Annotated in this window: 23 protein-coding genes; 6 read left to right on the forward strand and 17 right to left on the reverse strand. The window is 60.0% G+C overall.

Annotated features, from left to right (window positions below; genetic code table 11):
- Nucleotides 1-8 precede the first annotated feature (8 nt).
- A complete protein-coding gene (gene ybaK / locus I6I12_RS09670) occupies nt 9-512 on the forward strand; it encodes a Cys-tRNA(Pro) deacylase (protein ID WP_023020789.1) in 504 nt (167 codons plus the stop codon).
- Here ybaK and I6I12_RS09675 read toward each other — a convergent pair.
- The gene (locus I6I12_RS09675) at nt 498-1,145 is read right to left on the reverse strand and encodes an SOS response-associated peptidase (RefSeq protein WP_023020788.1); all 648 of its coding nucleotides are present in this window, start codon (nt 1,143-1,145) and stop codon (nt 498-500) included. The genes ybaK and I6I12_RS09675 overlap by 15 nt on opposite strands.
- Between I6I12_RS09675 and aroA the strand changes: the two genes are divergently transcribed.
- Both aroA and rsgA read left to right on the forward strand, forming a co-directional pair.
- Nucleotides 1,144-2,445: a 3-phosphoshikimate 1-carboxyvinyltransferase gene (gene aroA, locus I6I12_RS09680; protein ID WP_200288056.1), complete on the forward strand. Its 1,302-nt coding sequence runs from the start codon at nt 1,144-1,146 to the stop codon at nt 2,443-2,445. The genes I6I12_RS09675 and aroA overlap by 2 nt on opposite strands.
- Nucleotides 2,438-3,463 carry a ribosome small subunit-dependent GTPase A gene (rsgA, locus tag I6I12_RS09685; protein WP_023020786.1) on the forward strand — a complete coding sequence of 342 codons (1,026 nt, stop codon included), beginning with the start codon at nt 2,438-2,440 and terminating at the stop codon, nt 3,461-3,463. The genes aroA and rsgA overlap by 8 nt, the downstream gene beginning before the upstream one ends.
- Here the strand turns inward: rsgA and I6I12_RS09690 are convergent.
- The 3 genes from I6I12_RS09690 to I6I12_RS09700 are packed head-to-tail and all read right to left on the reverse strand — an operon-like array spanning nt 3,460 to nt 4,653.
- A complete protein-coding gene (locus I6I12_RS09690) occupies nt 3,460-3,711 on the reverse strand; it encodes a hypothetical protein (RefSeq protein ID WP_023020785.1) in 252 nt (83 codons plus the stop codon). The genes rsgA and I6I12_RS09690 overlap by 4 nt on opposite strands.
- A 16-nt stretch (nt 3,712-3,727) precedes the next feature.
- Nucleotides 3,728-4,204 carry a DUF6912 family protein gene (locus I6I12_RS09695; protein ID WP_051138325.1) on the reverse strand — a complete coding sequence of 159 codons (477 nt, stop codon included), beginning with the start codon at nt 4,202-4,204 and terminating at the stop codon, nt 3,728-3,730.
- Nucleotides 4,205-4,242: 38 nt separating this feature from the next.
- Nucleotides 4,243-4,653 carry an HAD-IA family hydrolase gene (locus I6I12_RS09700; protein ID WP_023020783.1) on the reverse strand — a complete coding sequence of 137 codons (411 nt, stop codon included), beginning with the start codon at nt 4,651-4,653 and terminating at the stop codon, nt 4,243-4,245.
- Nucleotides 4,654-4,831: 178 nt separating this feature from the next.
- On the opposite strand from I6I12_RS09700, the gene I6I12_RS09705 reads away from it, so the two are divergent.
- Nucleotides 4,832-5,215, forward strand: a complete 384-nt coding sequence (locus tag I6I12_RS09705; RefSeq protein ID WP_023020782.1) for a hypothetical protein — start codon at nt 4,832-4,834, stop codon at nt 5,213-5,215.
- Nucleotides 5,216-5,238: 23 nt separating this feature from the next.
- Here the strand turns inward: I6I12_RS09705 and I6I12_RS09710 are convergent, their stop codons facing one another.
- The 9 genes from I6I12_RS09710 to I6I12_RS09750 all read right to left on the reverse strand — a co-directional run bounded on the left by I6I12_RS09710 (nt 5,239) and on the right by I6I12_RS09750 (nt 15,811).
- A complete protein-coding gene (locus I6I12_RS09710; protein WP_200288058.1) occupies nt 5,239-6,057 on the reverse strand; it encodes a hypothetical protein in 819 nt (272 codons plus the stop codon).
- A 140-nt stretch (nt 6,058-6,197) separates the two neighbouring features.
- Nucleotides 6,198-8,783, reverse strand: a complete 2,586-nt coding sequence (gene secA, locus I6I12_RS09715; protein ID WP_200288067.1) for a preprotein translocase subunit SecA — start codon at nt 8,781-8,783, stop codon at nt 6,198-6,200.
- Between the two features lie 246 nt (nt 8,784-9,029).
- A complete protein-coding gene (gene hpf / locus I6I12_RS09720) occupies nt 9,030-9,674 on the reverse strand; it encodes a ribosome hibernation-promoting factor, HPF/YfiA family (RefSeq protein ID WP_023020779.1) in 645 nt (214 codons plus the stop codon).
- A 144-nt stretch (nt 9,675-9,818) separates the two neighbouring features.
- Nucleotides 9,819-10,307, reverse strand: coding sequence for a ComF family protein (locus I6I12_RS09725; RefSeq protein ID WP_234288122.1), 489 nt, complete (start codon nt 10,305-10,307; stop codon nt 9,819-9,821).
- A 177-nt stretch (nt 10,308-10,484) separates the two neighbouring features.
- On the reverse strand, nt 10,485-12,224 hold the full coding sequence (gene lpqB, locus I6I12_RS09730) for an MtrAB system accessory lipoprotein LpqB (protein ID WP_234288123.1): 1,740 nt from the start codon (nt 12,222-12,224) through the stop codon (nt 10,485-10,487).
- Nucleotides 12,221-14,011 carry an MtrAB system histidine kinase MtrB gene (mtrB, locus tag I6I12_RS09735; RefSeq protein WP_200288071.1) on the reverse strand — a complete coding sequence of 597 codons (1,791 nt, stop codon included), beginning with the start codon at nt 14,009-14,011 and terminating at the stop codon, nt 12,221-12,223. The genes lpqB and mtrB overlap by 4 nt, the downstream gene beginning before the upstream one ends.
- Before the next feature lie 68 nt (nt 14,012-14,079).
- The gene (mtrA, locus tag I6I12_RS09740) at nt 14,080-14,772 is read right to left on the reverse strand and encodes an MtrAB system response regulator MtrA (RefSeq protein ID WP_023027822.1); all 693 of its coding nucleotides are present in this window, start codon (nt 14,770-14,772) and stop codon (nt 14,080-14,082) included.
- A gap of 3 nt (nt 14,773-14,775) precedes the next feature.
- On the reverse strand, nt 14,776-15,390 hold the full coding sequence (locus I6I12_RS09745; RefSeq protein ID WP_023020774.1) for a dTMP kinase: 615 nt from the start codon (nt 15,388-15,390) through the stop codon (nt 14,776-14,778).
- 67 nt (nt 15,391-15,457) lie between these two features.
- Nucleotides 15,458-15,811 carry a DUF4259 domain-containing protein gene (locus I6I12_RS09750; RefSeq protein ID WP_023020773.1) on the reverse strand — a complete coding sequence of 118 codons (354 nt, stop codon included), beginning with the start codon at nt 15,809-15,811 and terminating at the stop codon, nt 15,458-15,460.
- Nucleotides 15,812-16,059: 248 nt separating this feature from the next.
- On the opposite strand from I6I12_RS09750, the gene I6I12_RS09755 reads away from it, so the two are divergent.
- On the forward strand, nt 16,060-16,857 hold the full coding sequence (locus I6I12_RS09755; RefSeq protein ID WP_200288073.1) for a hypothetical protein: 798 nt from the start codon (nt 16,060-16,062) through the stop codon (nt 16,855-16,857).
- A 253-nt stretch (nt 16,858-17,110) separates the two neighbouring features.
- On the opposite strand, the gene manA is transcribed toward I6I12_RS09755, so the two are convergent.
- Nucleotides 17,111-18,340 (reverse strand): mannose-6-phosphate isomerase, class I, encoded by a 1,230-nt coding sequence (manA, locus tag I6I12_RS09760; RefSeq protein WP_200288075.1) that lies wholly within the window; start codon nt 18,338-18,340, stop codon nt 17,111-17,113.
- A gap of 6 nt (nt 18,341-18,346) precedes the next feature.
- Nucleotides 18,347-19,369 carry an exopolyphosphatase gene (locus I6I12_RS09765; RefSeq protein WP_200288077.1) on the reverse strand — a complete coding sequence of 341 codons (1,023 nt, stop codon included), beginning with the start codon at nt 19,367-19,369 and terminating at the stop codon, nt 18,347-18,349.
- 41 nt (nt 19,370-19,410) lie between these two features.
- On the opposite strand from I6I12_RS09765, the gene cobA reads away from it, so the two are divergent.
- Nucleotides 19,411-20,148, forward strand: a complete 738-nt coding sequence (cobA, locus tag I6I12_RS09770) for a uroporphyrinogen-III C-methyltransferase (RefSeq protein ID WP_023020769.1) — start codon at nt 19,411-19,413, stop codon at nt 20,146-20,148.
- A 111-nt stretch (nt 20,149-20,259) separates the two neighbouring features.
- Here cobA and I6I12_RS09775 read toward each other — a convergent pair whose 3' ends face one another.
- Nucleotides 20,260-21,309, reverse strand: a complete 1,050-nt coding sequence (locus tag I6I12_RS09775; protein WP_023020768.1) for a sulfite exporter TauE/SafE family protein — start codon at nt 21,307-21,309, stop codon at nt 20,260-20,262.
- Nucleotides 21,303-21,989: a sirohydrochlorin chelatase gene (locus I6I12_RS09780; protein WP_200288079.1), complete on the reverse strand. Its 687-nt coding sequence runs from the start codon at nt 21,987-21,989 to the stop codon at nt 21,303-21,305. The genes I6I12_RS09775 and I6I12_RS09780 overlap by 7 nt, the downstream gene beginning before the upstream one ends.
- Nucleotide 21,990: the final 1 nt, after the last annotated feature.

Below are 21,990 nucleotides of genomic sequence, written 5' to 3' on the forward strand. Positions count from 1 at the left end.
TCCCAGTCATGTCTAAAAAGTCCCCGCACGCAGCCACCCCAGCGCTCAAAGTTGTAGAAGACGCCGGTATCGAGCACCACGTATACACCTTTGAAGCGGGCACCGATCACTTCGGTGATCACGCCGCCGCAGCTCTAGACGTAGAGCCGGAGCGCGTGCTCAAAACCCTGGTCATCGATTTAACCGCGGGCAAGGGACCAAAGCGCAAATTGGCGGTGTGCGTTATCCCTACTACCCACCACCTGAGCTTGAAAAAAGCCGCAGTCGCACACAATGTTTCCAAAGCCGCCATGGCCGATCCGCACGACGCCTCTAAGTCATCCGGATATATTCCCGGCGGCATCTCCCCGCTCGGGCAGAAGAATCCACTGCCCACCATTATCGAGGAAACCGCCATCCTTTTCGATACCGTCTTCATCTCTGGCGGGCGCCGCGGGCTAGATATCGAACTCAATGCGGAGGACCTCGCGCAGCTGTGTGACGCCAGCTTTGCCGATCTACTCGCCGAGTAGCTCTGGATAGTCGTTGGATACAGTGCCCACGGCCTTGTCGGCGGGGTGGGTGTGGAAGCCCCGCAGGGGCGTCGGCAAGAGCAGCTCGGCGGCCTCCTCGGGGCTGCCCTCTAGCCAGGTGCGCATTTCCTCGGCCGCCAAAAAGCGCGGCAGGCGGTGGTGCAGCCACTCCATTTCTTCCGTGGCTGCAGTGGTAATGATCGTGGCGGACAGGCGGTCTAAGCCGGTGTCCCAGAGGCCTGCGGCCCACAACAGGCCTTCCTCCGCGCGCACGAAGTAGGGCTGTTTGCCGCCCTTTTCCTGGCGCCACTCGTAGTAACCATTCATCGGGATGAGACAGCGCTGCCCCTTAAAAGCGTGCCGGAAAGAAGGCTTGGAGGCCACGGTCTCCGCCCGCGCATTAAACAGCGGCGGGCCTTCAAGATCTTTCTTCCAGTGCGGCAATAGCGCCCACCGCGCAGGATCGACTTGAGCAAGGCTTTCGCGCACGCGCACGATGGCCACCGGCTGGGTGGGCGCAATATTGTAGCGGGGTCCTGGGGTTCCTTGCGGGGCATGTACCTCGGTGACTCCGGGCAGCTCTCCCACCTCATCAAGGAGGGACTCGGTAAAAAGAACGAATCTTCCGCACATGCCCTCTATTATGGACGATATGTCTCAACCATGGTCCGCCCCGCAAGCGGCAGGCCCCATTACGTGGGCCCAGCACGTGCCGGGCTCGAAGTCTATTACCAACCGCGCCTTCATCTTGGCCGCGTTGGCCGATGGCCCCTCTACCCTGCGCGCTCCGCTGGTCTCGCGGGATTCGCAGCTGATGGAAAAGGCGTTGGAGTCTATGGGCGTGCGCTTCGAGCACGACGGCGAGGACATCCACGTCACCCCAGGCCCGCTCAAGGGCGCAACGGTAGATTGCGGCCTAGCAGGCACGGTGATGCGCTTTATCCCGCCGGTTGCGGCCTTGGCTGATGGTGCCGTGCTTGTCGACGGCGACGAGCAGGCCTACGCCCGGCCCATGTCCACCACCCTCGATGCGCTGCGCCAGCTTGGCGTAGAGGTGGACGGCGATAGCCTGCCCTTTACCGTGCGCTCGCACGGGGTGCCAGAAGGCGGCGAGGTCACCATCGATGCCTCTGGGTCATCGCAGTTCGTCTCCGGACTGCTGCTAGCCGGCGCACGTTTTAATGAGGGCATCACCCTAACCCATGAGGGCGCTCCGTTGCCCTCTTTGCCGCACGTGGAAATGACCGTGGGCATGCTACGGCAAGCCGGCGTGCGCGTAGATTCCGGCGAGAATACGTGGACCGTGCACCCTGGCCCGATCGCCGGCCGGGAGTGGGCCATCGAGCCGGATTTGTCCAATGCCACGCCTTTCCTTGCCGCCGCTGCTGTCACCGGCGGCCGCGTGACCATTAAGCGCTGGCCCGCCAATACCACCCAGCCGGGTGACGCTATTCGCCATATCTTGGTGGATATGGGTGTTATGGTCACCCAAGAGCCGGGCTTCGTCACCGCAAAGGGCGCCAAGGGCGGCGCGCTGCAGGGCATCGAGCGCAACATGGGTGACATTGGTGAGCTCACCCCTACCGTCGCGGCGCTGTGTGCCCTGGCAGAAACCCGCTCCACGCTCACCGGCATTGCCCACCTGCGCGGCCACGAGACCGACCGCCTCAAGGCGCTGGCAACCAATATCAACGCCCTGGGTGGCAAGGTCACCGAGCTTGCCGACGGCCTGCGCATCGACCCCGCCCCTCTCCACGGCGGCGAGTGGCCGTGCTATGCGGACCACCGCATGGCCACCGCTGGTGCCATCCTCGGTCTGAAGGTGCCGGGCATAGAGATCGAAGATATTTCTACCACGGCGAAGACCCTTCCCGGCTTCGACCGCATGTGGGAGACGATGCTGGACCCCGAACAACAGGAGAGCAATGGCTAGGCGTTTCGGTTCCTTTGATGAATCCGACGTGCGCGTGCGCCCTGGCAAGGGTTCGCGGCCGCGCACCAAGGATCGTCCCAAACATAAAAATGCCAAGTTCGGCATGGTCATCACCAAAGACCGTGGGCGCTGGGGCGTCGCGCTAGATGACGGCCCACGGGTCACCGCCATGCGCGCCCGCGAACTCGGCCGCACCGCCATCGAGGTGGGCGACCGCGTAGGTGTCGTGGGCGATACTTCCGGCAAGAAGGACACCTTAGCGCGCATAGTGAAGCTGGAAGAGCGCACCTCCGTCCTTCGGCGCACCGCCGATGACACCGACCCCTATGAGCGCATCGTGGTGGCGAATGCGGACCAGATGCTCATCGTCACCGCCGTGGCCGATCCACCACCGCGTTCCGGGTTTGTCGAGCGGGCCCTCATCGCCGCCTTCGTGGGCAATATCCACCCGATCTTGTGCCTGACTAAAACAGATCTCACGGATCCTGAGCCGTTCGCGGCCGAGTTTGCTGATCTTGATGTCACGGTGGTGAAAGCCGGCGTCGAAGACGGCCTCGAGTCCGTGCGCCAGCACATCGATGGCCACGTCACCGCGCTCATCGGCCACTCCGGCGTGGGCAAATCCACCCTGGTCAACCGCCTGGTTCCGGATGCGGATAGGGAGACGGGGGAAGTATCGGGCGTAGGCAAAGGCAGGCATACCTCTACCCAATCGGTAGCGCTTCCCCTCCCCGCCGATGATGCATACTCTGCCGGCTGGATTATCGATACCCCCGGCATTCGTTCCTTCGGCCTCGCACACGTGGATGCTGATGACGTGCTCGGTGTCTTTGAAGATCTTGCGGCCGCCGTCGAGGATTGCCCCCGTGGTTGTACGCATATGGGCCCGCCTGCGGACCCAGAATGCGGGCTGGATGACCCTGCGCTTATCCCCCCGGATACCGCCAGTGCGCGGCGGCGCGACGCGGTGCGCGGCCTGCTCGAGGCCCTGCGCACCAACGTGGACTGGGAAAATTAAAGGTGGAAGCCAGTATCGGCCATCACGCCTAGCAGGACATCTACGATGCCAAAGACCACATCCAGGATCTGGCCCCAAGTGCCCTGGGACGAGGTCTCTAGCAGCGCTAGCCACGGGGTGGTGGGCACGGCATCGGCAGCGGCATCTGCGGCCGGGGTGGTATCGGCCGCCAGAGCGGCTGGCGCGGAAATGAGGGCTACGCCTGCGGTAACGGTAGCTGCAGCCAGGTTCTTGAAACGCTGAGTCATGTTTTCTCCTTCAGTTTTAGAGCAATTCTACGAGGAAAGGCAGTTCGCTGGGGTGATAAAAGGCCATAAACTTATCCAGCGCATCTCCCACGGCCAGCTCCGCGTCCTCATCGCCAAGGTCCGCGGTGTCAATAGCCTCGATGGCCTTCGCGGTGGTTTCTTCGGATTCCGCAATATCCACGTGGATGGCCGCTAGATCGTCTTTGCTGAATTGCGCCGGCTGGAGTTCTACCACCGGCTCGCCCATATCCGGTCGCGGGGTGATGACAGAATCATCCAAGTCCACGGAGATGACCACGCGGCGATGCGGGAACTTTTCTTCATCGCCGATGGCCAGAAGGCGCATAGAGGCCATAGATGCCTCGAGGAATGCCGAGTAGGCAATCTCTTCTTCATCGCCCTCGGTATAGAAATCCTGCAGCGCTGGTGTCACCATGAAACCCCAGCCGGAGCGCGCAGAAAGGGAACCGGTTTCTTCCAATTCCGCCAGCATGGCGTAGGTTGCGGGAATGTAGACGCGGGCTTTAGCCACTAAAACTCACCTTCAATATCGAAGACAGCCTGGATTTCTACGGAAACGCGATCAAAGCTGGTGTACAAAAAGCCCACCATGCCGGTTTCCACGGCGGCGCGGACGTTGAGAATAGAATCATCAACCATGACGCAATCATTGAGCGGAAGCTCTAGGGCATCTGCGGCCGCCTGAAATGCAGCGACCTCTGGCTTTTCCGCCCCAACCTCACCAGAGAGAATAACTGCATCTACGTTTCCGCGGTACTCCCACTCGCGAATGTGCTCCGCGCCTGGACCGCCCGGGTCATTGGAGAGGATGGCGGTTGCCGCGCCATTTGCCTTGGCGGCGGCCAGCAGCGCCTTCCAGCGACGGTTATCTTCTTCGGTGCCGTCGAGGACGCCGACATAGTCAACGATCAGACCACGCATGTACTTAAATCCTTTGGTTACGATTTTCTCTTTAACTCCCCGAGAGTATAGCGAACCGCGCGCGCATTCGCGGCCACCCCTTTCAGGAAACCCTCAGAAATGGCGGCCGCGAGCCGGGCATGAGACAATTATCACGCGTCCGCCTCCTGCCCTTATTCAGGAGCACTACTTCCCCATCATGTACGAGCCCATCCCTGGCTACTCACACCTCAAACTCTTCCTCGCGCCTCATCGCGTGCGCTACGGCCGCTTGCCGACGTCCGCGGAGGTCGCCGCCCAACACCGCATCCAAGGCTGGGTAATCTTCGCACTCGAGGTTGCTGCCGGCTATCGGCCGCTAGCTCACCTCAATTCCGCGCGCTATTCGGACGCAATCCGGCTGCATATTGGCTCGTGGGTGCGCCAACGCTCCAGCCCCTACACCACGGACAGATTGCAATTGACAAGCCTGCACGCGCGCTCAAACGGAGAGTATTTCGGCTCTGTTTATATAGGTCAACAGCAGCATGCTTTTACAGGATCAGCCAGTCACACGGGATTAACCTCGTTCCGCTTGCTCTAAGCTATGCGAACGGACCTCACCGCCTAGGAAATGAACTGGCCGAGTTGAGAAAGAATATCGGACCAGTTCAGTGCGGACCATCCAATTCCGGCAGCGCTTGCTAGCGCCGCAATACCGGTAGTCAGCAGACCACCTTCCAGGACGGATAGCCCGGAATTGTCATCAGCAGTGCCATCCGCGAGTACGGTATTCACACCACGGTGGGTTGCTGCGGCCTTTTCCAAAGGAGCATTGACCTGCTTGGTGATAGTGACGATATCGCGCAGCGCTGACGCGTAATCCGAGAACTCATCCGGGAAGGCGGAGCCTGTATCCCCGGTGGCGGGCCTCTGTGGCCGCGGAGAAGACTCTGCATTGCCTGCAGTGGACTGCGGCAGATCCTTAGTGAATTCACCCAGCTCGGCGCGAATCACCGCCTGGGCATAGTTGGCACCCAGCACGTCAAGGTAATCCAGCACGGCAGCTTCGGTGAACTGCTTACCTTCTCGCGATTGTGGACGCGCGTCGGGCTCCCACGGGAAATCGAGCGGTGTGGCATAGATATTGCCATCGGCGCGCGCAGTATTGAGCCGGGATGCGCCAAAATAATGGTCAAAGGCAGCATCCGCTTTCTCCTGCGACAAAATTCCATCTGCCACCAACGCTTCCTTACGCTGGGTAGCGATAGCCAAAATGGCCGCTGCCGCGTTGTCCTGTTCTAGTTTTTCGCCCGAGTCCAAGATGATGCGCAGAGAAGACGCAGAGTCGCGCTGCATCTCATACGCCACGGCTGGGGTGGCGCCACCAAGCAAGGTAGCAGACAGAAGCGTCGTAATTCCTAGACGCAAAGAACGGCGACGCATCGTCAGTGGAGTTCCTCACAGGAAAAAAGCAGATTGGACAAGATTCTTATATTCTACTCATTTTTCCCTAAAAAGAAACCCGCCCCGCTCCCACTTTTAAGAGTGGGTGCGGGGCGGAGTTTGAGAAAGAACACCGGGTTTTAGGCCTCTACGGTATCCCCACCGTTGTTGTTCGCAGCGGTCGAAGACTCACCGGCCTGTTCCTCTTCCTGCTGCTTGAACTGCTTGCGCAGCATAAAGAGCTGGCGGACGGTCTCTTCCTTGACGCCTTCGTTCATCGCATTGAACATCTCGCCGCCCTCCTTCTGGTACTCCACCAGCGGATCGCGCTGCGCCATCGCGCGCAGGCCAATGCCCTCCTTGAGGTAGTCCATCTCATAGAGGTGCTCACGCCACTTTTGGTCAATAATCGGCAGGATGACCATGCGCTCGGTATTGCGCATCTGCTGCTCGCCGCCAATTGCGGTTACAGATTCCTCGAGCTTGTCATATTCGTTATTGGCGTCTTCTACCAAAGCGTCGCGAAGCTGCTCAGCGGAAAGCTCGCCTGGGGAACCATACTCGGAGCCTTCGACCAGTTCCTCGTGGGGAATGGTGGGACCGTACAGGGAATCCAATGCGTTCCACAGCGCATCTAGGTCCCAATCCTCCACGTAGCCGGTGGCGGTAGCGCCGGCGACATAAGCGGAAACGGTGTCATCAATCATGCCGCGGATATTGTCCTGAATATCGCCGGCATCGAGGATATCGTGGCGGGTAGCGTAGACCACCTTGCGCTGCTCGTTAAGCACCTCGTCGTACTTGAGAACGTTCTTACGCATCTCAAAGTTCTGGTTCTCCACCTGCGCCTGGGCGCCCTTAATGGAGTTGGAGACCATCTTGGCTTCGATTGGAACATCGTCCGGCACATTGAGGCGATTCATCATGTTCTCCATGGACTGTCCCACGAAGCGCACCATCAACTCATCGCGCATGGACAGGTAGAAGCGGGTCTCACCCGGGTCACCCTGGCGGCCAGTACGACCACGCAGCTGGTTATCAATGCGGCGCGACTCGTGGCGCTCAGTACCCAGCACGTAGAGTCCACCGGCCTCGCGGACCTGGTCACCCAACTTCTTGGAGTGTTCCTTTTCGGCATCGATCTCTGCCTCCCAGGCCTCCTGGTACTTTTCCTCATCCTCGAATGGATCTAGGCCGCGCTCACGCAGCTTCTCATCGAGGATGACCTCGGGGTTACCACCAAGCACGATATCCGTACCACGGCCGGCCATGTTGGTAGCCACGGTTACGGTGCCAGGACGGCCGGCACGGGCGATGATCTGGCCCTCTTCCTCGTGGTGCTTAGCGTTGAGCACGTTGTGCTTGATTCCCCGCTTGGATAGCAGCTGGGACAGGTACTCGGAGCGCTCCACAGAGGTGGTACCTACCAGTACTGGCTGACCGGCCTCGACGTGCTCAGCAATATCGTCCACCACGGCGGCGAACTTGGCTTCCTGCGTCTTGTAAATGCGGTCAGAGTGGTCCGCACGCTGATTTGGCTTATTGGTAGGAATCGGCACTACGTCCAGGCCATAGATGGAATGCAGCTCGGCGGCTTCGGTCTCTGCCGTACCGGTCATGCCGGAGATCTTCTCATAGAGGCGGAAGTAGTTTTGCAGGGTAACGGTAGCCAGCGTCTGGTTCTCGTTCTTGATCTCTACCTGCTCCTTGGCCTCGATGGCCTGGTGCATGCCTTCGTTGTAGCGGCGGCCGGCCAGCACGCGGCCGGTGAAGCTGTCGACGATCATGACTTCACCATTGCGGACGATATAGTCCTTATCGCGGGTGAAAAGCTCCTTGGCCTTCAAGGCGTTGTTCAGGTAGGACACCAGCTGGGAGTGCTCCGGGGCGTAGAGGTTATCGATGCCGAGCTGATCCTCTACGTATTCCACGCCCTCTTCCAGCACACCGATGGTGCGCTTTTTGTGGTCTACCTCGTAGTGGATGCCTTCGCGCATGCGCGGTGTCAGCTGGGCGAAGACACTGTAGAACTGGGAGGAACCGTCTACTGGGCCGGAGATGATAAGCGGGGTTCGGGCTTCATCGATAAGAATCGAGTCAACCTCATCCACGATGCAGAAGTTGTGACCGCGCTGCACCACTTCATTGAGGGAGCGCACCATGTTATCGCGCAGGTAGTCAAAACCTAGCTCGTTATTGGTGCCGTAAGTAATGTCGCAATCGTAGGCAGCCTTGCGCTCTGGTGGGCGCATCTCAGACAGGATGACGCCTACGGACAGGCCGAGCCAGCGGTGGACACGGCCCATCATCTCCGCGTCGCGCTTTGCCAAGTAATCATTGACGGTCACGATGTGGACGCCCTTGCCCTCAAGCGCATTAAGGTAGGCAGGCAGGAGTGAGGTCAGGGTCTTGCCCTCACCGGTGCGCATCTCGGCAACGTTGCCGAAGTGCAGGGCCGCGCCACCCATGATCTGCACGCGGTAGTGCTTTTGATCGAGGACGCGCCAGGCAGCCTCGCGGACGGTGGCAAATGCCTCGAGCAAGATGTCATTCATCTCTTCGCCGTCTTTAAGACGAGTTTTGAACTCATCGGTCTTTGCCTTAAGTTCTTCGTCCGAAAGCTCCGCGTACTTATCCTCAAGGGCAATTACGTCGTCTGCCATTTTGCCCAGGCGCTTGACCGTACGGCCCTCGCCCGCGCGCAGCAGCTTGGAAAGTCCAAACACGGTTAGTTAGTCCTTCTAGTCGCGACAATAAAGTTAACTCGTCGCTATTGTACTCACTCGCATTCACAAAGCACCTTCCGCCTAGCGCATAGGGCATGCGCGCAACCTTCATCTGGCATATCTAAGCCTTTAAAGCCGCTTGCCGACGTCGAACCTCCCCCCACCAAGACACCATTTCCCTTGATACGAATTCGACCCCGCTGCAGTTATGCAGCGGGGTCATTACCTCAGGAAAGTGCGAACGCTTTAGGCCTCCGCGTCTTCAGCCAGGGAGATAAGGCCATAGTCGAAGGCGTGGCGGCGATAAACCACGGAGGGCTTATTATTCTCCTCGTTAACGAAGAGGAAGAAGTCGTGGCCAACCAGCTCCATCTCGCTCAAGGCATCATCCACGCTCATCGGGGTAGCCGGGTGCTCCTTGGTGCGCACAATCTGGCCGGGACGAACATCCTCGACGGTCTCAGCATAAGGGTCAACGTAGCGCTCTTCCTTGGCGCGCTGTGCCTCAGCCTGTGCCACCATCTCAGCGGCAATCTCTCCGGTGCCCTTTTGCGCGCGGTGACCGCTCTTGACGTTTTCGCGGCGCACCTTCACCTTGCGCAGGGAGCGCTCCATCTTGCCCAAGGCGGTCTCGAGCGCAGCGTAGAAAGAATCTTCCTTTGCTTCGGCACGGGCGATATGTCCCTTACCCGTAGCGGTGATCTGGATGCGATCCGCTTCAGAATCGCGGCGCGGGTTCGGCTCGTGCTGCAGCTCCACGTGGAAGAAGGTCAGGGTGGGGTCAAGGCGTTCAATCTTGGCCAGCTTGTCATTGACTCGCTCTTGAAAGTGATCAGGGACCTCGACATTACGGCCCGTAATCGTTACCTGAGCTTTGTTTGGCTGGGACATTGAAATGCCTCCCTTGAGTAGTGGGGACTGGAATCAATCACAGTAGCTATCTCTCTGTGACACTCCTCATGGTATCACTGGTTATGACCTGACAGGGCGAAATTTTTCTCGCTCCCCTACCTCGAGGGTAGATCCCGCCTTTATCTAGGCATCCGCAAAGACCAATGCTCCACATACTTCTACGCCCGCGGCCTGCAGGGCAGCAATGCTCGCGGCTAGGGTGGCGCCGGTGGTAACGACGTCGTCGGCAAGCAGCGCAGGGGCGCGAGCAATGGGAGCATGAACGCGGACTCGCCCCTGCAGGTTAGCCCACCTATCCTGCGCATTAAGCTCGGACTGATCCGCGGTAGACTGCCCCATGGAAAGAGCCGCGCACACGCCCACGCGCTGCAGCTGCGCCGCTGTATGGCACACAGCGGCCACAGGGTCTCCCCCGCGCGCCCGCGCCGAGCGCGGACGGGTAGGCGCAGGAACAAGGGTGAACTCGCGCGGGATAGCACCACGGGCACTCAGGTAGGCCAGCCCAGCTGCAAAGACGGCCCCGACATACTCGCGAACCGGCTGGTTTCCGCGCTCCTTCATGCCAATGATGATGCGGCGGCGAATATCGGAATAAGAGCCAAGGGCATACACGGGCGCTCCCAGCAGCCGGGGCCGTGCTACCAGGTAGGGCGGGTGCCGCAAGTGCTCGCGGCAGTGTTCACACAACACCTCGCCCGGCGCGCCGCATCCAGCACACGCGCGCGGAAAAATAAGCTCCCCCAAGCTCATCGTGTTGCCTCCCCCCTAGCCGCACAAGCCTTCCGACGGCTAGTTAGAAACGATAGGGGAAGAACGCCGGCCCTGCAGCCCAGAGACCTCACGCCAGTTGGTCTCATCCATCACGGTGGAAGGTAGCTCAAGCATGGCGTGAGAATCAGTGATGAAAAGCTTGGTGGGCGAGGAAGCTACAGCCACCACGGGGGCGGTGATATTGCTGGTAGGCATGGTCGAAGCCGAGGAACCATCCTGCTCGATGCGCCAGACGGGTGACTGGCTCGAGGAGGTACCAACGATGAGCGAGCCATCCATATTCCAGTCCAACGATAGCGCCGAACCGGAAACTTCTGGGCCGACCTCGCGGGCGTTGACGATGCGCTTATCCCCACTGCTGGATTGGGCAACCGCCGCGATATACACGTGCCCATCGATAACCATGGCCACGCGGGCACCGCTATGGGACAAGCGGATGACGGAGATTTCGCCCTCAATATCGTCAATGCTGCGGGCATCCACCTCGGATTTGGAGATGCGGCCCGTGGTCTTGGAGCGCACCACGCGCACGATGCGATCTCCGTCAACCACAGTCCACGCGGCTTGCCCGTTGTATTCAAAGGTCGGCCGTGCCAGCGTGGGACCATCCACCGCATCCTGCAGCTGGCCATCGAGCTCGCCTATCTGCAGGGAGAAATCATTATTGGATTTGCGGCGCACGGCCGCAACGAGGCCGCTATCGGCCACATCCACGGACTGCACGTCTCCGCTACTGCCCAAGGTGGATTGAACGGGCTCGGCCACGCCATCGTCTACCTCCAGCAGGTTGCCCTCATTAAGGGCGTAGAGCTTAGACAACGCGGTGCTGCTTTCTTCCGGGTTATAGTCCGCAAAGTCATCCACGCTCAAGCTATCCATACCTTCCACCAGGTCACCGCCATCGGCCTTGACCTTAAAGGGACCGGTATGGCCGGCTTTGCTAAGCGTCCACACCAGTTGGGCGGCAAAGAGAGTGCGGTCGTGGGCGTCCAAGTCCACTAGGCCTTCGAATTGGTAGCCTTGCTCGCGGTCATAGCCGGCATAGGTAACATTCTCCCCCGCCGCACGGCGGGTGGCAGGGGCAATGCTGGCCGAAGGCCCCTCCATCAACAACGTGATAAGCGTCGACTCCGATTCTTCGCCCCCCTTATACAACCAGCGACGATCCGGAACCAGCACATCGTTACTCTGCTTATAGAAGTACAGCGATTGCGGGGCGTAGTGGTTGCGCATTTCATTGCGCTCCATCACCACTCCGGCCGGCAGGCCATCGACGCGCCACCTATCGTCTTGCATCTTCATGTAGATGACTGCCTCATAGCCCTCATTTTCCGGGACATACGCGCCACCGGATTTCAGGCGGCCGATAATAGTGCCACGTACTGTAAAGGCGCGTTCATTATCTTTCGAGCTTTGTTTATTGGCGGGCGCGGTAACGATATCCAGGCTATCGACCACCATCACATCGCCGCTGGCGTCCCATGCACCACGGGCAGTATCCGTAAGAAAACCACGGGCGACTTCGTGATCATTTCCGGGCACGGCCGAAGCCTGATAGAAATCTCGCAACGTCAGATCCGGGTCATCGCCCGGTTGCGGTGCAATAACTTCCCCAGGGCTGTCTTCCTGTCGCTGGTAGGTCCCTACCACCTGCGGCCCGGTGTCACTCGGCAGAGTGGAACAACCGCTGACAAAAAGCACGACCGCTGCGGTACTAAAGACCGCGGTTTTGCAATAGTTGCTGCTGAACACGCTCACTTCCTCCTCCCCTCAAAGTCCGGGGCCTTATAGGCGCGCCTATCTGGGGCGGCCGCACCACGGTTGAGCTCTCGTTCCGAGGGCCATAGGATGCCATCCCCCTCCGCCTGGCCAGTGGTAGTCTTATCGCTCTTTTCGGCGCGCGGTGAGCTCATCCCGGATGCAATGGCAGGCGTAGCAGAGGCGGGTTCGACACCCGGATTACCGGTGCTAGAGTCCTGCGCTTCTGGAAGTTCAACTCCGGCATCTGGGGTCGATTCCGGCAACGAGCCGCCTTCCGCAGGGTTGTTTACGGGTGCGCCAGGGATCTCCACAGAGATGGGTTCTTCTCCCACCTCGGCATTCGGGGTGCGCGGGATAATGAGGCGGAAGCGCGAGCCAAAGCCCTCGTAGCCGGTGGCATCCAGCGTGCCGCCGTGCAGGACGGCGTCCTCGCGGGCGATAGCCAGCCCCAGGCCGGTGCCACCGGAGTGGCGCTTGCGGGAGGAATCCGCGCGCCAAAAGCGGTTAAATACCAGCTCTTCCTGGCCCGGTTTCAAGCCCACGCCATGGTCTGTAACGGTAACGCCCACCGCGGTTTCCGTGGTGGCGACATCCACCGCTACCGGATTGCCTTCCGAATGGTCGATGGCATTGGCCAAAAGATTGCGCAAGATGCGCTCAAGGCGGCGTGAATCGGCTTCGACGGCGATGCGCTCATCCGGCAGGTTGAGCTGGACCTCTACGTTGAGCTCGCGAGCCAAATGTTCGACTTGCTCATAGGCGGACTCCACGCAGGAGCGCAGATCAATGGCGGCGGTAGACAGGTCCGCCACGCCGGCATCGTGGCGAGAAATCTCTAGCAGGTCCGCGAGCAATTCCTCGAAACGATCGAGCTCGCTTGACATCAGGCGGGAAGCTCGCTGGGCGCCGTGCGGCAAGCTATCGCTTTCGGCCTCAATCATGTCCGCGGCCATGCGCACGGTGGTCAATGGGGTACGCAGCTCATGGGAGACGTCGGAAGTAAACTGCCGCTGCAAATCGCCGTATTCCTCCAGCTGCGCAATCTGGGAAGAAAGCTTATCGGCCATGTTATTGAAGGACGCGGCCAGGCGGCCCATCTCATCGTCACTATCGACGGCCATGCGTTCCTTCAAATGACCAGCCGCCAAGCGCTGTGCAATGCGCGAAGCCGAACGAATCGGCGTAATAACCTGCTGGGTGGCCAGCCAGGCAATGCCCACCAACAGCACCACGACGACCACACCGGCCGCCGAAAGCAGGCCTCGCATCAATGCCATGGTGGATTCTTCCGACTCCATGGACAGTGCCAAGTAGACCTGAGTATGCGGGATATCGGTATCGGTAGGTGTTCCTACCAGCAGGGCGTTGTAATACTCACCGTTTTCCCGCGGAGCCGGGAAATACTGCTGCGCAATCTGACCTTGATCCACCATCTCCCGCAACTGATCCGGCACGGGGAAACCTTCTGGCGAGGTAATAACCGAGCCATCCTGGTTTTCCACCACGATGACCGGTTCATAAACCGCCTGGGCATCGCCCTGCTGGGCAGAGAGCTGGCCCAGTGCCGCACGTGCAGAATTGATGCGTACCTGCACCGAATTGGCGGAACTGGTGGCATCAATCTGCTGTTCCACGGCCGTGCGGGCACGCTCCAGCTCCTGCTGCGCCACGTCTTCCTTTTGGCTAACCAAGCGCTGAGTCAGCACAGAAACCAACGCGTAGGCCAAGATGATCATGACCACCGAGGAGGCGACCAAAATCATGCCAATGACGCGCGCCTGCAAAGAGGTACGCCACGTTGTAATGAAGGCGTCTCGAATACGCCTTAAACGCTCAATGATGCCGATGGTTCTTACTCCCCGGCGCCGGGCTTACCGGTCTTATACCCCACGCCACGCACGGTCAGCACAATCTGCGGATCCTCCGGATCATGCTCGATCTTGGCGCGTAGGCGCTGCACGTGGACATTAACCAAGCGCGTATCAGAGGCATTGCGGTAGCCCCATACGGACTCCAGCAGCGACTCACGCGTATGCACTTGGCCAGGGCGGCGCGCCATCTCCAGCAGCAGGTCAAATTCCAAAGGAGTCAAGTTCAGTTCGGTACCATCCGTGCGGCGCACGGTATGCTCCGGCACGTCAATGATGAGGTCCGCCACCTCCAAGATTTCAGACTCCGCGGAATCGGTGCGGCGCAAGCGCGCGCGAATGCGGGCGATGAGTTCCTTGGGTTTAAATGGCTTGGTGATGTAATCATCCGCGCCGGATTCAAGGCCTAGTACCACATCGACCGTATCCGTCTTGGCGGTCAGCATAACGATGGGTACGGAGGATTCACGGCGAATGGCGCGGCAGATATCCACGCCGTTCATGCCCGGCAGCATAAGGTCCAGCAGAATGAGGTCCGGCTCGTGTTGCTCAAAGGCGGGCACGGCGTCATTGCCGTCCATGACCGGAATGGGCTTAAGTCCCTCAGACTCGAGCACAATGGTCAGCATCTCCGAGATAGCCGGATCGTCATCGACTACCAAAATCTTGGGCGCCACGTTTTATTCTCCTACAAGGTCTTTTATCGCTGAAATTATAGTATCCGCATCGGCGGTGACAATCCAGCGTCCACCCCAGCCCGCATCTGCTAGGCGCTGGTAGGCCGCGGCGGTGCGTTCCTGCAATCCGCCATCTCGCTCGTAGCGGTCACGCTCCCGGTTGGCATCTGCTTGGGCTCTTGCCTGCGCTCTTTCCGACGCCACTTCTACCGCAGTATCCAGATAAACCTGCAGATCCGCTTGCGGCAGGCCTAAAGTGCCAAATTCCAGATCATGCACCCAGTCCATGACGGCATCGTCTTCGAGTCGCGCCGCCGAATATGCCGCATTGGAAGCCACATACCGATCCAATAGCACCACGGCGTCCGTACCCTTAGCTCGCTGCAATTGGTCTTTTACGCCGTAACGATCCAAGGCAAAAAGAGTTGCCATGGCATATGCCGAATCTGTCAGGTCACCCATTTTTCCGTAGAGCGCCTTTTGGGCGAGCTGGGCGTGAATCGATTCTGCATAGCGCGGGAAGGCGATGACCTCCACGGGTCGATCCAACGACTCCCTGATTGTGGAGACCAGCGTATTCTTACCGGCACCGTCGATGCCTTCGATGCTGATAAGCATAGGTGTGGGGTACCTTCCCTTCTATTTTGTCTGGCATGAGGCCACTGCTGCGGGCAGTAGGTATGGCTTAGGACAGGGCCTCTATAAACGCTTCGAGGTCATATTCTTCCTCGACATTTTCTAGTACCTCGAGGGCATTTTCCGTCAAGGTTTCGCTGCCAGACCCCACCAGCTCCCTAATATAGGGGTAGTCTTCAACAACCTCGCCCGCACTGAAGGGCGCGCCAGCCCAAATGGCAGCGATGGTGGCTGCTGCTTGCGCGTTCTGTTCCTCTTCTTCACTGAGCTGCGGCTTGCTATGTGCTACTTCGCAGGCATCCTCAACGGCGCGAATTACCCCTTCTTCATCGAGGTTTGCCATTTCTTCCAAGAAATCGACGTTGAGGTCCGTGCTGAAAATATCTTCGTCCCAAGTACTCACTTTTTGACTCCTTCGGTGCTTTCAGCGCCATTTATACACGCTTTCCCAGCTAAAGAAAGCACGCAATGAAAAGGTTTGCAGGGCATCCTACATCCGCGAACTGGCGTTTTGTTGGCATATCACAGAATCACAACGCCGTAGCAATGTTTCCTAAACATGATAGTCTCGTTACCAACTTGTTACCGGGGTGCTATACCGCCACCTCCTATGGGGTTAAATCGGCCCACCTCACAGAAAGGACAGCCACGATGAAGCCAGATTCGCGCCGCGTCTACGTGTTCATTGTGGCCGGACTGATAGCCGCGGCCGTCGTCGGATTCACAGTCTGGCGCATGAGCTCGCCGAGCGCTAACTATTCCAATGCCGCGGATCAGTCCGGGACCACCTCCGTCTCCCCGACGCACACTGCGGCCGAGGAGACCACCACTTCTCCCACGGACCATTCGCCTTCAAACAAGCGCTCTGCACATGCGACAAGCTCTACAGCTTCGTCCGGCGATTCGAAGCACCACCAGCCGCATAACAGTGATCCGTATCTAGCCCCCAATGCGGTCATGCACCCGCAGGCGGCTACCCAGCCCACCAAGGTTTATCGTCCGGAGAATATTTCCCCACAAGGAGCCTCCTCGCAGGGTATGGGCAGCATCCAGGGTGAACAAGACACCGGCCAAGGCGTTCTGCGCCCGACGCCTGATTACCCAAGCAATCAAAACGGCTCGCAGGCTACCGGTTCCCCACAGGGCAACCAGGGCAACAACGGCGGCAATGGCGGCACCGCTCCGCAAACCACCACTGCCCCGTCCGCTCCGCAGCCTTCCCCGACGCAGCCTTCGGAGCAAAATGGGACGGGCACAACCACTGGTGAGAACAAGCCCAACCCGGACCGGGGACAACTAACCGAAAACAAGCAGCAAGAGGTCGCAGAGGCAGAAGTACCACGCGACGATCAAGCCGCCGCAGAGCAGCCTTCTGCCGAGCAGAACCAAGAGCCGACCGATTTCGTGCCGACCAAGCAGGCGCCGCGCAAGGCAGCCCCTTCACGCTAATCCACAGCCCACTGCTCTATTAGCTGAATACAAAAAGCACGTTTCCTCGATTCTGAACGCGAATTTCGAGGAAACGTGCTTTTGTATACGCCGGACCATTAGAGCTGTAAAAGAAACAGCCATGTGAGGCACTCGCGCAGCGACGAAAGCTGCGGCAGCGCGCCTGAAATGAAGCTCCACGCCTCGCCTGAGCCCCGGCGGAGAGGGGTTCGGCAAAGCGCGCTGGTGCGCAGGCGAGCCAAGCGCAGGCGGGCTAAGCGCGGGCGACGAAGAGGTCGGCGGCGTCGGATGCCGCAGTGGCGGTGACTCGCCCCTCAGAGGCAGGCAACCAGACGGCTTGGCCGGGGGTCACGGTGAGGGTCTTGCCGGCGGCATCAGTAAAGGTAACGGAGCCTGCGGTACACAGGGCGATGGTCGGGCCATCGTAATCAAAATCCACAGAAGATGCTCCGCTAAGCTCTACACGGTCTAGCAGGAATTCTTCAATCGGGACCGGGTAAGACCATGCGGCGGCGTCGTGCACATTATTCTGAGCGGACTTATCCTGCTGTTGAACACGCGGTTCATCGGCAGCCGCGTAGGTGAGAACCTTGACTAGTTCGGGAACGTCAACGAACTTGGGGGTAAGGCCGCCGCGCAAAACGTTATCGGAGTTGGCCATAATCTCTACGCCAAGGCCGGAGACATAGGCGTGCAGCTGGCCCGCATCTAGGTAGACGGCCTCGCCGGGAGAAAGTTCGATGTGGTTAAGCAACAGTGCACCCAATACACCGATATCGCCCGGGTAACGCTGGTTGAGTTCCAGCACCGTGGACATTACACGGGACTTCCAATCGGCCGGGTCCGCGGCAATAAGGCGCTCACCAGCGGAGACTATGGCGGCGATGAGTTCCTTGCGCTTGGCGGACGGGATGGTAATCCACGTGGTAAAGAGAACGCGAAGGTTGGCGGACTCGGTGGTTACCGAGGGGTCCTCGTCCAGCATGGCAACGTAATGATCCAGCTCGGGGCACTCCAAGGCAGCAAAAAGCTCGCGAGTGCGCGCCAGCGGGCGGAAGCCAGCCATGGCATAGAAATCCGTGAGCGCAACGATAAGCTCGGGCTTGTGGTTATCGTCCTTGTAGTTGCGGTTGGGTGCGGTGAGTTCAATCCCAGCGGCATTCTCGCGGGCAAAACCTTCCTCTGCCTGCTCCTTCGACGGGTGCGCCTGTAGGGATAGCGGCTCCTCGGCCGCTAGCACCTTGAGGAGGAAAGGCAGGCGCTCACCGTACTCGACGGAAACGCGGCTGCCTAGCTGCCCTGCTGGATCCTCCGCAATGACCTCATTGAGAAGGCGGTCATCCACCGTAGACGGGTCTCCGGGGTGGGCGCCGAACCACAGCTCTGCGACGGGCTTTTCTGAATCGGGCTGACCCTGCAGGTGTGGGATGAGGGTACGCGAGCCCCAGGAATAGTTGCGGGTGGCGCTGTGCAACAGCTGCATGTGTTTCTATCCTTTAGAAATCTCGTAGGCGGTCGCGGAGAAACTCCGCGTAATAAGCTGCAGTGAGCGGGCAAGATGCCCGAGGCCCGGTTCCGGGTCAATGCTGCGGACTGCAAGCGAGTTGGGCAGGTTCGCCTCTTCCTGCCCCCAGAAAATCACCTTCAAGGGTACCAAAGCATCCGTAGTGCCATCGCCATCAATGAAGGGGTCAAAGAAGAGATCATTTGCTCGGGAGCTATCGGAATCTCGGTCGAGTGCGCGTCGCAATTCCGCAGGGTCCACGAAAGCGCTCGGCAGGCCATGCACCGCCCAGATGGTCGCAGCCATACGAGCGACGAGGGCGTCGATCTGCACGTGCTCACGCCGCTCAGAAAAGGAATAAGGGTCGAGCACGCAGGAGTGGATGATGCGGGCGCCTTCGATAAATTCGCGCAGTTGGCGGCCCGGATTGGTAGTGGCATCGCGCTCAGGGGAAAGCTGCGCGAGTTCGCGGTCCACGGCTGCAGCAAGATCCTCCAGGATCTCTTTCACCGCGGTCGGGTCCTGGTAGAGCAGGCAGCACAGAGCATGCAGTGCGGCGATGTTGCGGGCAGGCGAACTGCCCTCTGCCGTAGGTAGGCAGGGGGCGATGAGGGTATCGTCCGGGCAGTCCTCCACGAGCGGGCCCTTGGCCGGGCCAATCAAAACGGTGGTGGCGCCGCGCTGGCTGGCGGCAATTAATGCGCACGAAGCCCAATCGCATTCGCCGGTCTCGCCTACGACAACAACCACGTCCAATGCTCCCACGTAACGCGGGAGCGATTCGGTGACGACGAGCGGGATTCGCAGCGGCTCTGCAAGGCCGACACCCAAGTGGGCGGCTTCCCTGGCAATCGCATCGGTGGGGATTATGACCAGCGAGCGAGGATTAAGCCCGCGGAGCGCCTCGCTCCAAAGCTCCACTTCTCCGGCCAATAGGCGGATTTGAGCGCCTTCGTGCGCGACATCAAAAAAGCGCACGGTTTCGGCATCATAATTACCGGTATCCATGTGGCTTAAGCATAGTCGGGCACCCACTAAGATGGAGTCCCATGACTTCCGCACAGATCCATCCCGTGACCCTCATTGGCGGCGGCCCCGGCGCGTGGGACCTCATTACTGTACGCGGCATGCGCGCCTTGCAGGATGCAGAGGTTATTCTCGCCGATCACCTGGGACCTACAGCGCAGCTCGATAGGCTGTGTGATATTTCTTCCAAAGAGCTCATTGACGTCTCTAAACTCCCCTATAAGAAGTCAATCTCGCAGGAAAAGATCAACGAGTTACTCATCACTCATGCCCGCTCTGGCCGCAAGGTAGCCCGCCTTAAGGGAGGCGATCCCTTCGTCTTTGGGCGCGGATTTGAGGAAGTTCAAGCGCTGGCGGAAGCTTCGATTCCCACCACGGTCATACCGGGCGTAACTTCAGCTATTTCCGTTCCCGCAGCCGTTGGCGTTCCGGTAACTCAGCGCGGCATCGTCCACGGCTTCACGGTGGTTTCCGGGCATCTACCACCCGGCCACGAGAAATCCTTGGTGGACTGGGAAGCTCTCGCCCGTTCTGGCGCCACGCTGGCGGTCATTATGGGGGTTAAGAATGCACCGGCGATTGCTAGCACGCTTATTGCAGCCTCCCTCTCCCCTTCCACCCCCTGCGCCATCATCCAAGAAGGCACGCTTTCTACCGAGCGCGCTTACCGCTGCACCTTGGCCACACTGGCGCAGACGATAACAGAGCACGATATCTCCTCGCCGGCGGTCTATGTCATCGGCGAGGTGGCCGGCCTCTAGCGGGTTCAGGGTAGCAAGACTCGCATAAGCCCTAACCCCACTTTCGGCCGCGTTCCGCCTACTGCAGCCAAACCTTGGTCTATTGCCTGGCCAAAGGCCGCAGTCGATGCGCTACATTCGGTCCGAGGCGGGGCTTTCGGGCGCCTTATCCTGCACGATGGTGACACCTGACCTGCGCGAACCGTGGAAGTGATGGGCGGCGGCGACACGCTCTGGGTAATCCGGGGCATGAAAGTCCGCGTGGGCGGCTTCCTCAGCGTTTTCTGCTTCCAATTCCGCTGCACGGGCACGCGTAGTGCGCAGCGTGCCACGAACTGTTGCGGCCGCACCAGCAGCGACCACGACGGCGATGACTATCGAGGTAACTGCTGATGGCACTGACCAGCCAAAGTAGGTCTCGGCGCCACCGATAACCTTGCTGATATTAAGCCCTACGATGGCCGTGCCCACCAATCCACCAAGCAGGACTGGGTTGATACGGGAGATGAGCCACGCAGCGATCGGAGCAGTGATGGCGCCGCCGATGAGAAGCGCGATAACGGCGGCAAGGTTGCCGACGATGTCGTGCCAGAGGCCAACGATAAAGCCCGCGGTGGCACCCAAGGTCACGAGGAATTCGGCGGCGTTGACCGTGCCCACAATGCGGCGCGGCTGCTCCCGACCAATGGCCATAAGCGTGGAGGTCGACACGGGACCCCAGCCACCGCCACCGGTAGAATCGACAAATCCGCCCACCAGGCCAAGGCCGGCGAGAAACGGAGTGGAATGCGAGCGCTTGTAGGCGGAACCGCGGCGGCGCGGTTGGGAGAACCGCCAGATGAGGTTAGCACCAATGCCTACCAGGATGAGTGCGGTCACCGGTGCAGCAGCGGCAGTGGAAATATTCGAAAGCAACGTGGCCCCCACAAACGCGGCAATACCGCCGGGGACGCCAAGGCGGACCACCGTCTTCCAGTCCACGTTGCCGAAGCGTGCGTGGCTCAAACCGGAAATGGCAGTGGTGCCAAGCTCAGCGGTGTGCACGACGGCAGAGGCCTGCGCGGGACCTAGGCCGGCAAGGAGCAGCATCGTGGTAGACGTGACGCCGAACCCCATGCCGATGCCACCGTCCACGAGGTTGGCGGCCGCACCGGCGAGGGCGATGAGAATGAGAGTTAGCATGGCGCGAATACCTCCTTTGCACCGCGGCGTGCATGATGAAAACGGTCTGCGACGAGGCCTGAAATATCAGTGCCGAGCGGGTGCTCAACGGTCGCGGGAACACCCGCCAAGCGGTCTAGGAGCAGCCCCTCGGTGACAAAGAGCGGTATGACGCGCACCCGCTTAGGGTCCGCATGCTCGCGGCACAGGCGCACGATCCCCTCGCGGCCACCGCGGGTAGCAAATTCCACCGTCACGGGTACGCCGGTGAGCGCGAAGGTGCGGTGGGCGAGCTCACGGATGGCATCATTCGCCGCTGAATCGGAGGAACCAACGGAATAGATGACCACGTGGGCGTCGCCAGGCCGGGTACGTGAGGCGAGCACATGGGCGAGGTCCTCGCCAGTGCCGAGGCCTGCGGCGAGGTAGAGGGACAAGTGTGAGGCCTGGGAGGCTGCGGCAAGCGCGCGCGGAACATCAACGCGCTGGTGATACCCCTGGGTGAAAAGCAGGGGAACCACAATTGCCTCGGTTTCCCCCACCTGGGCAAGCTCGAGCGCGGCCGCGGTGAGGTCAGGCTCGTTGAATTCCAGGTGCGCCGCGCGAGCTGGACGCAGGCCCGTGGCCTGGGTCAAACGCTCAATTCCGGCCGCAGCACCCGGATGCCGTGAACCGTGAGACAGGGTAATGAGTGCGGGCATG

It is taken from the genome of Corynebacterium kefirresidentii, from assembly GCF_016599755.1.
Taxonomy (GTDB): domain Bacteria; phylum Actinomycetota; class Actinomycetes; order Mycobacteriales; family Mycobacteriaceae; genus Corynebacterium; species Corynebacterium kefirresidentii.

Excerpts from the sequence above, each read along its gene's own strand:
- I6I12_RS09745 (WP_023020774.1), bottom strand. The coding sequence starts at position 15,390 with ATGCTTATCAGCATCGAAGGCATCGACGGTGCCGGTAAGAATACGCTG.
- I6I12_RS09695 (WP_051138325.1), bottom strand. The coding sequence starts at position 4,204 with ATGCTGGCGGAATTGGAAGAAACCGGTTCCCTTTCTGCGCGCTCCGGC.
- I6I12_RS09710 (WP_200288058.1), bottom strand. The coding sequence starts at position 6,057 with ATGCGTCGCCGTTCTTTGCGTCTAGGAATTACGACGCTTCTGTCTGCT.
- I6I12_RS09780 (WP_200288079.1), bottom strand. The coding sequence starts at position 21,989 with ATGCCCGCACTCATTACCCTGTCTCACGGTTCACGGCATCCGGGTGCT.
- cobA (WP_023020769.1), top strand. The coding sequence starts at position 19,411 with ATGACTTCCGCACAGATCCATCCCGTGACCCTCATTGGCGGCGGCCCC.
- I6I12_RS09775 (WP_023020768.1), bottom strand. The coding sequence starts at position 21,309 with ATGCTAACTCTCATTCTCATCGCCCTCGCCGGTGCGGCCGCCAACCTC.
- hpf (WP_023020779.1), bottom strand. The coding sequence starts at position 9,674 with ATGTCCCAGCCAAACAAAGCTCAGGTAACGATTACGGGCCGTAATGTC.
- I6I12_RS09700 (WP_023020783.1), bottom strand. The coding sequence starts at position 4,653 with ATGCGTGGTCTGATCGTTGACTATGTCGGCGTCCTCGACGGCACCGAA.
- I6I12_RS09765 (WP_200288077.1), bottom strand. The coding sequence starts at position 19,369 with ATGGATACCGGTAATTATGATGCCGAAACCGTGCGCTTTTTTGATGTC.
- I6I12_RS09705 (WP_023020782.1), top strand. The coding sequence starts at position 4,832 with ATGTACGAGCCCATCCCTGGCTACTCACACCTCAAACTCTTCCTCGCG.
- I6I12_RS09690 (WP_023020785.1), bottom strand. The coding sequence starts at position 3,711 with ATGACTCAGCGTTTCAAGAACCTGGCTGCAGCTACCGTTACCGCAGGC.
- rsgA (WP_023020786.1), top strand. The coding sequence starts at position 2,438 with ATGGCTAGGCGTTTCGGTTCCTTTGATGAATCCGACGTGCGCGTGCGC.
- ybaK (WP_023020789.1), top strand. The coding sequence starts at position 9 with ATGTCTAAAAAGTCCCCGCACGCAGCCACCCCAGCGCTCAAAGTTGTA.
- manA (WP_200288075.1), bottom strand. The coding sequence starts at position 18,340 with ATGCAGCTGTTGCACAGCGCCACCCGCAACTATTCCTGGGGCTCGCGT.
- I6I12_RS09675 (WP_023020788.1), bottom strand. The coding sequence starts at position 1,145 with ATGTGCGGAAGATTCGTTCTTTTTACCGAGTCCCTCCTTGATGAGGTG.
- aroA (WP_200288056.1), top strand. The coding sequence starts at position 1,144 with ATGCCCTCTATTATGGACGATATGTCTCAACCATGGTCCGCCCCGCAA.
- I6I12_RS09755 (WP_200288073.1), top strand. The coding sequence starts at position 16,060 with ATGAAGCCAGATTCGCGCCGCGTCTACGTGTTCATTGTGGCCGGACTG.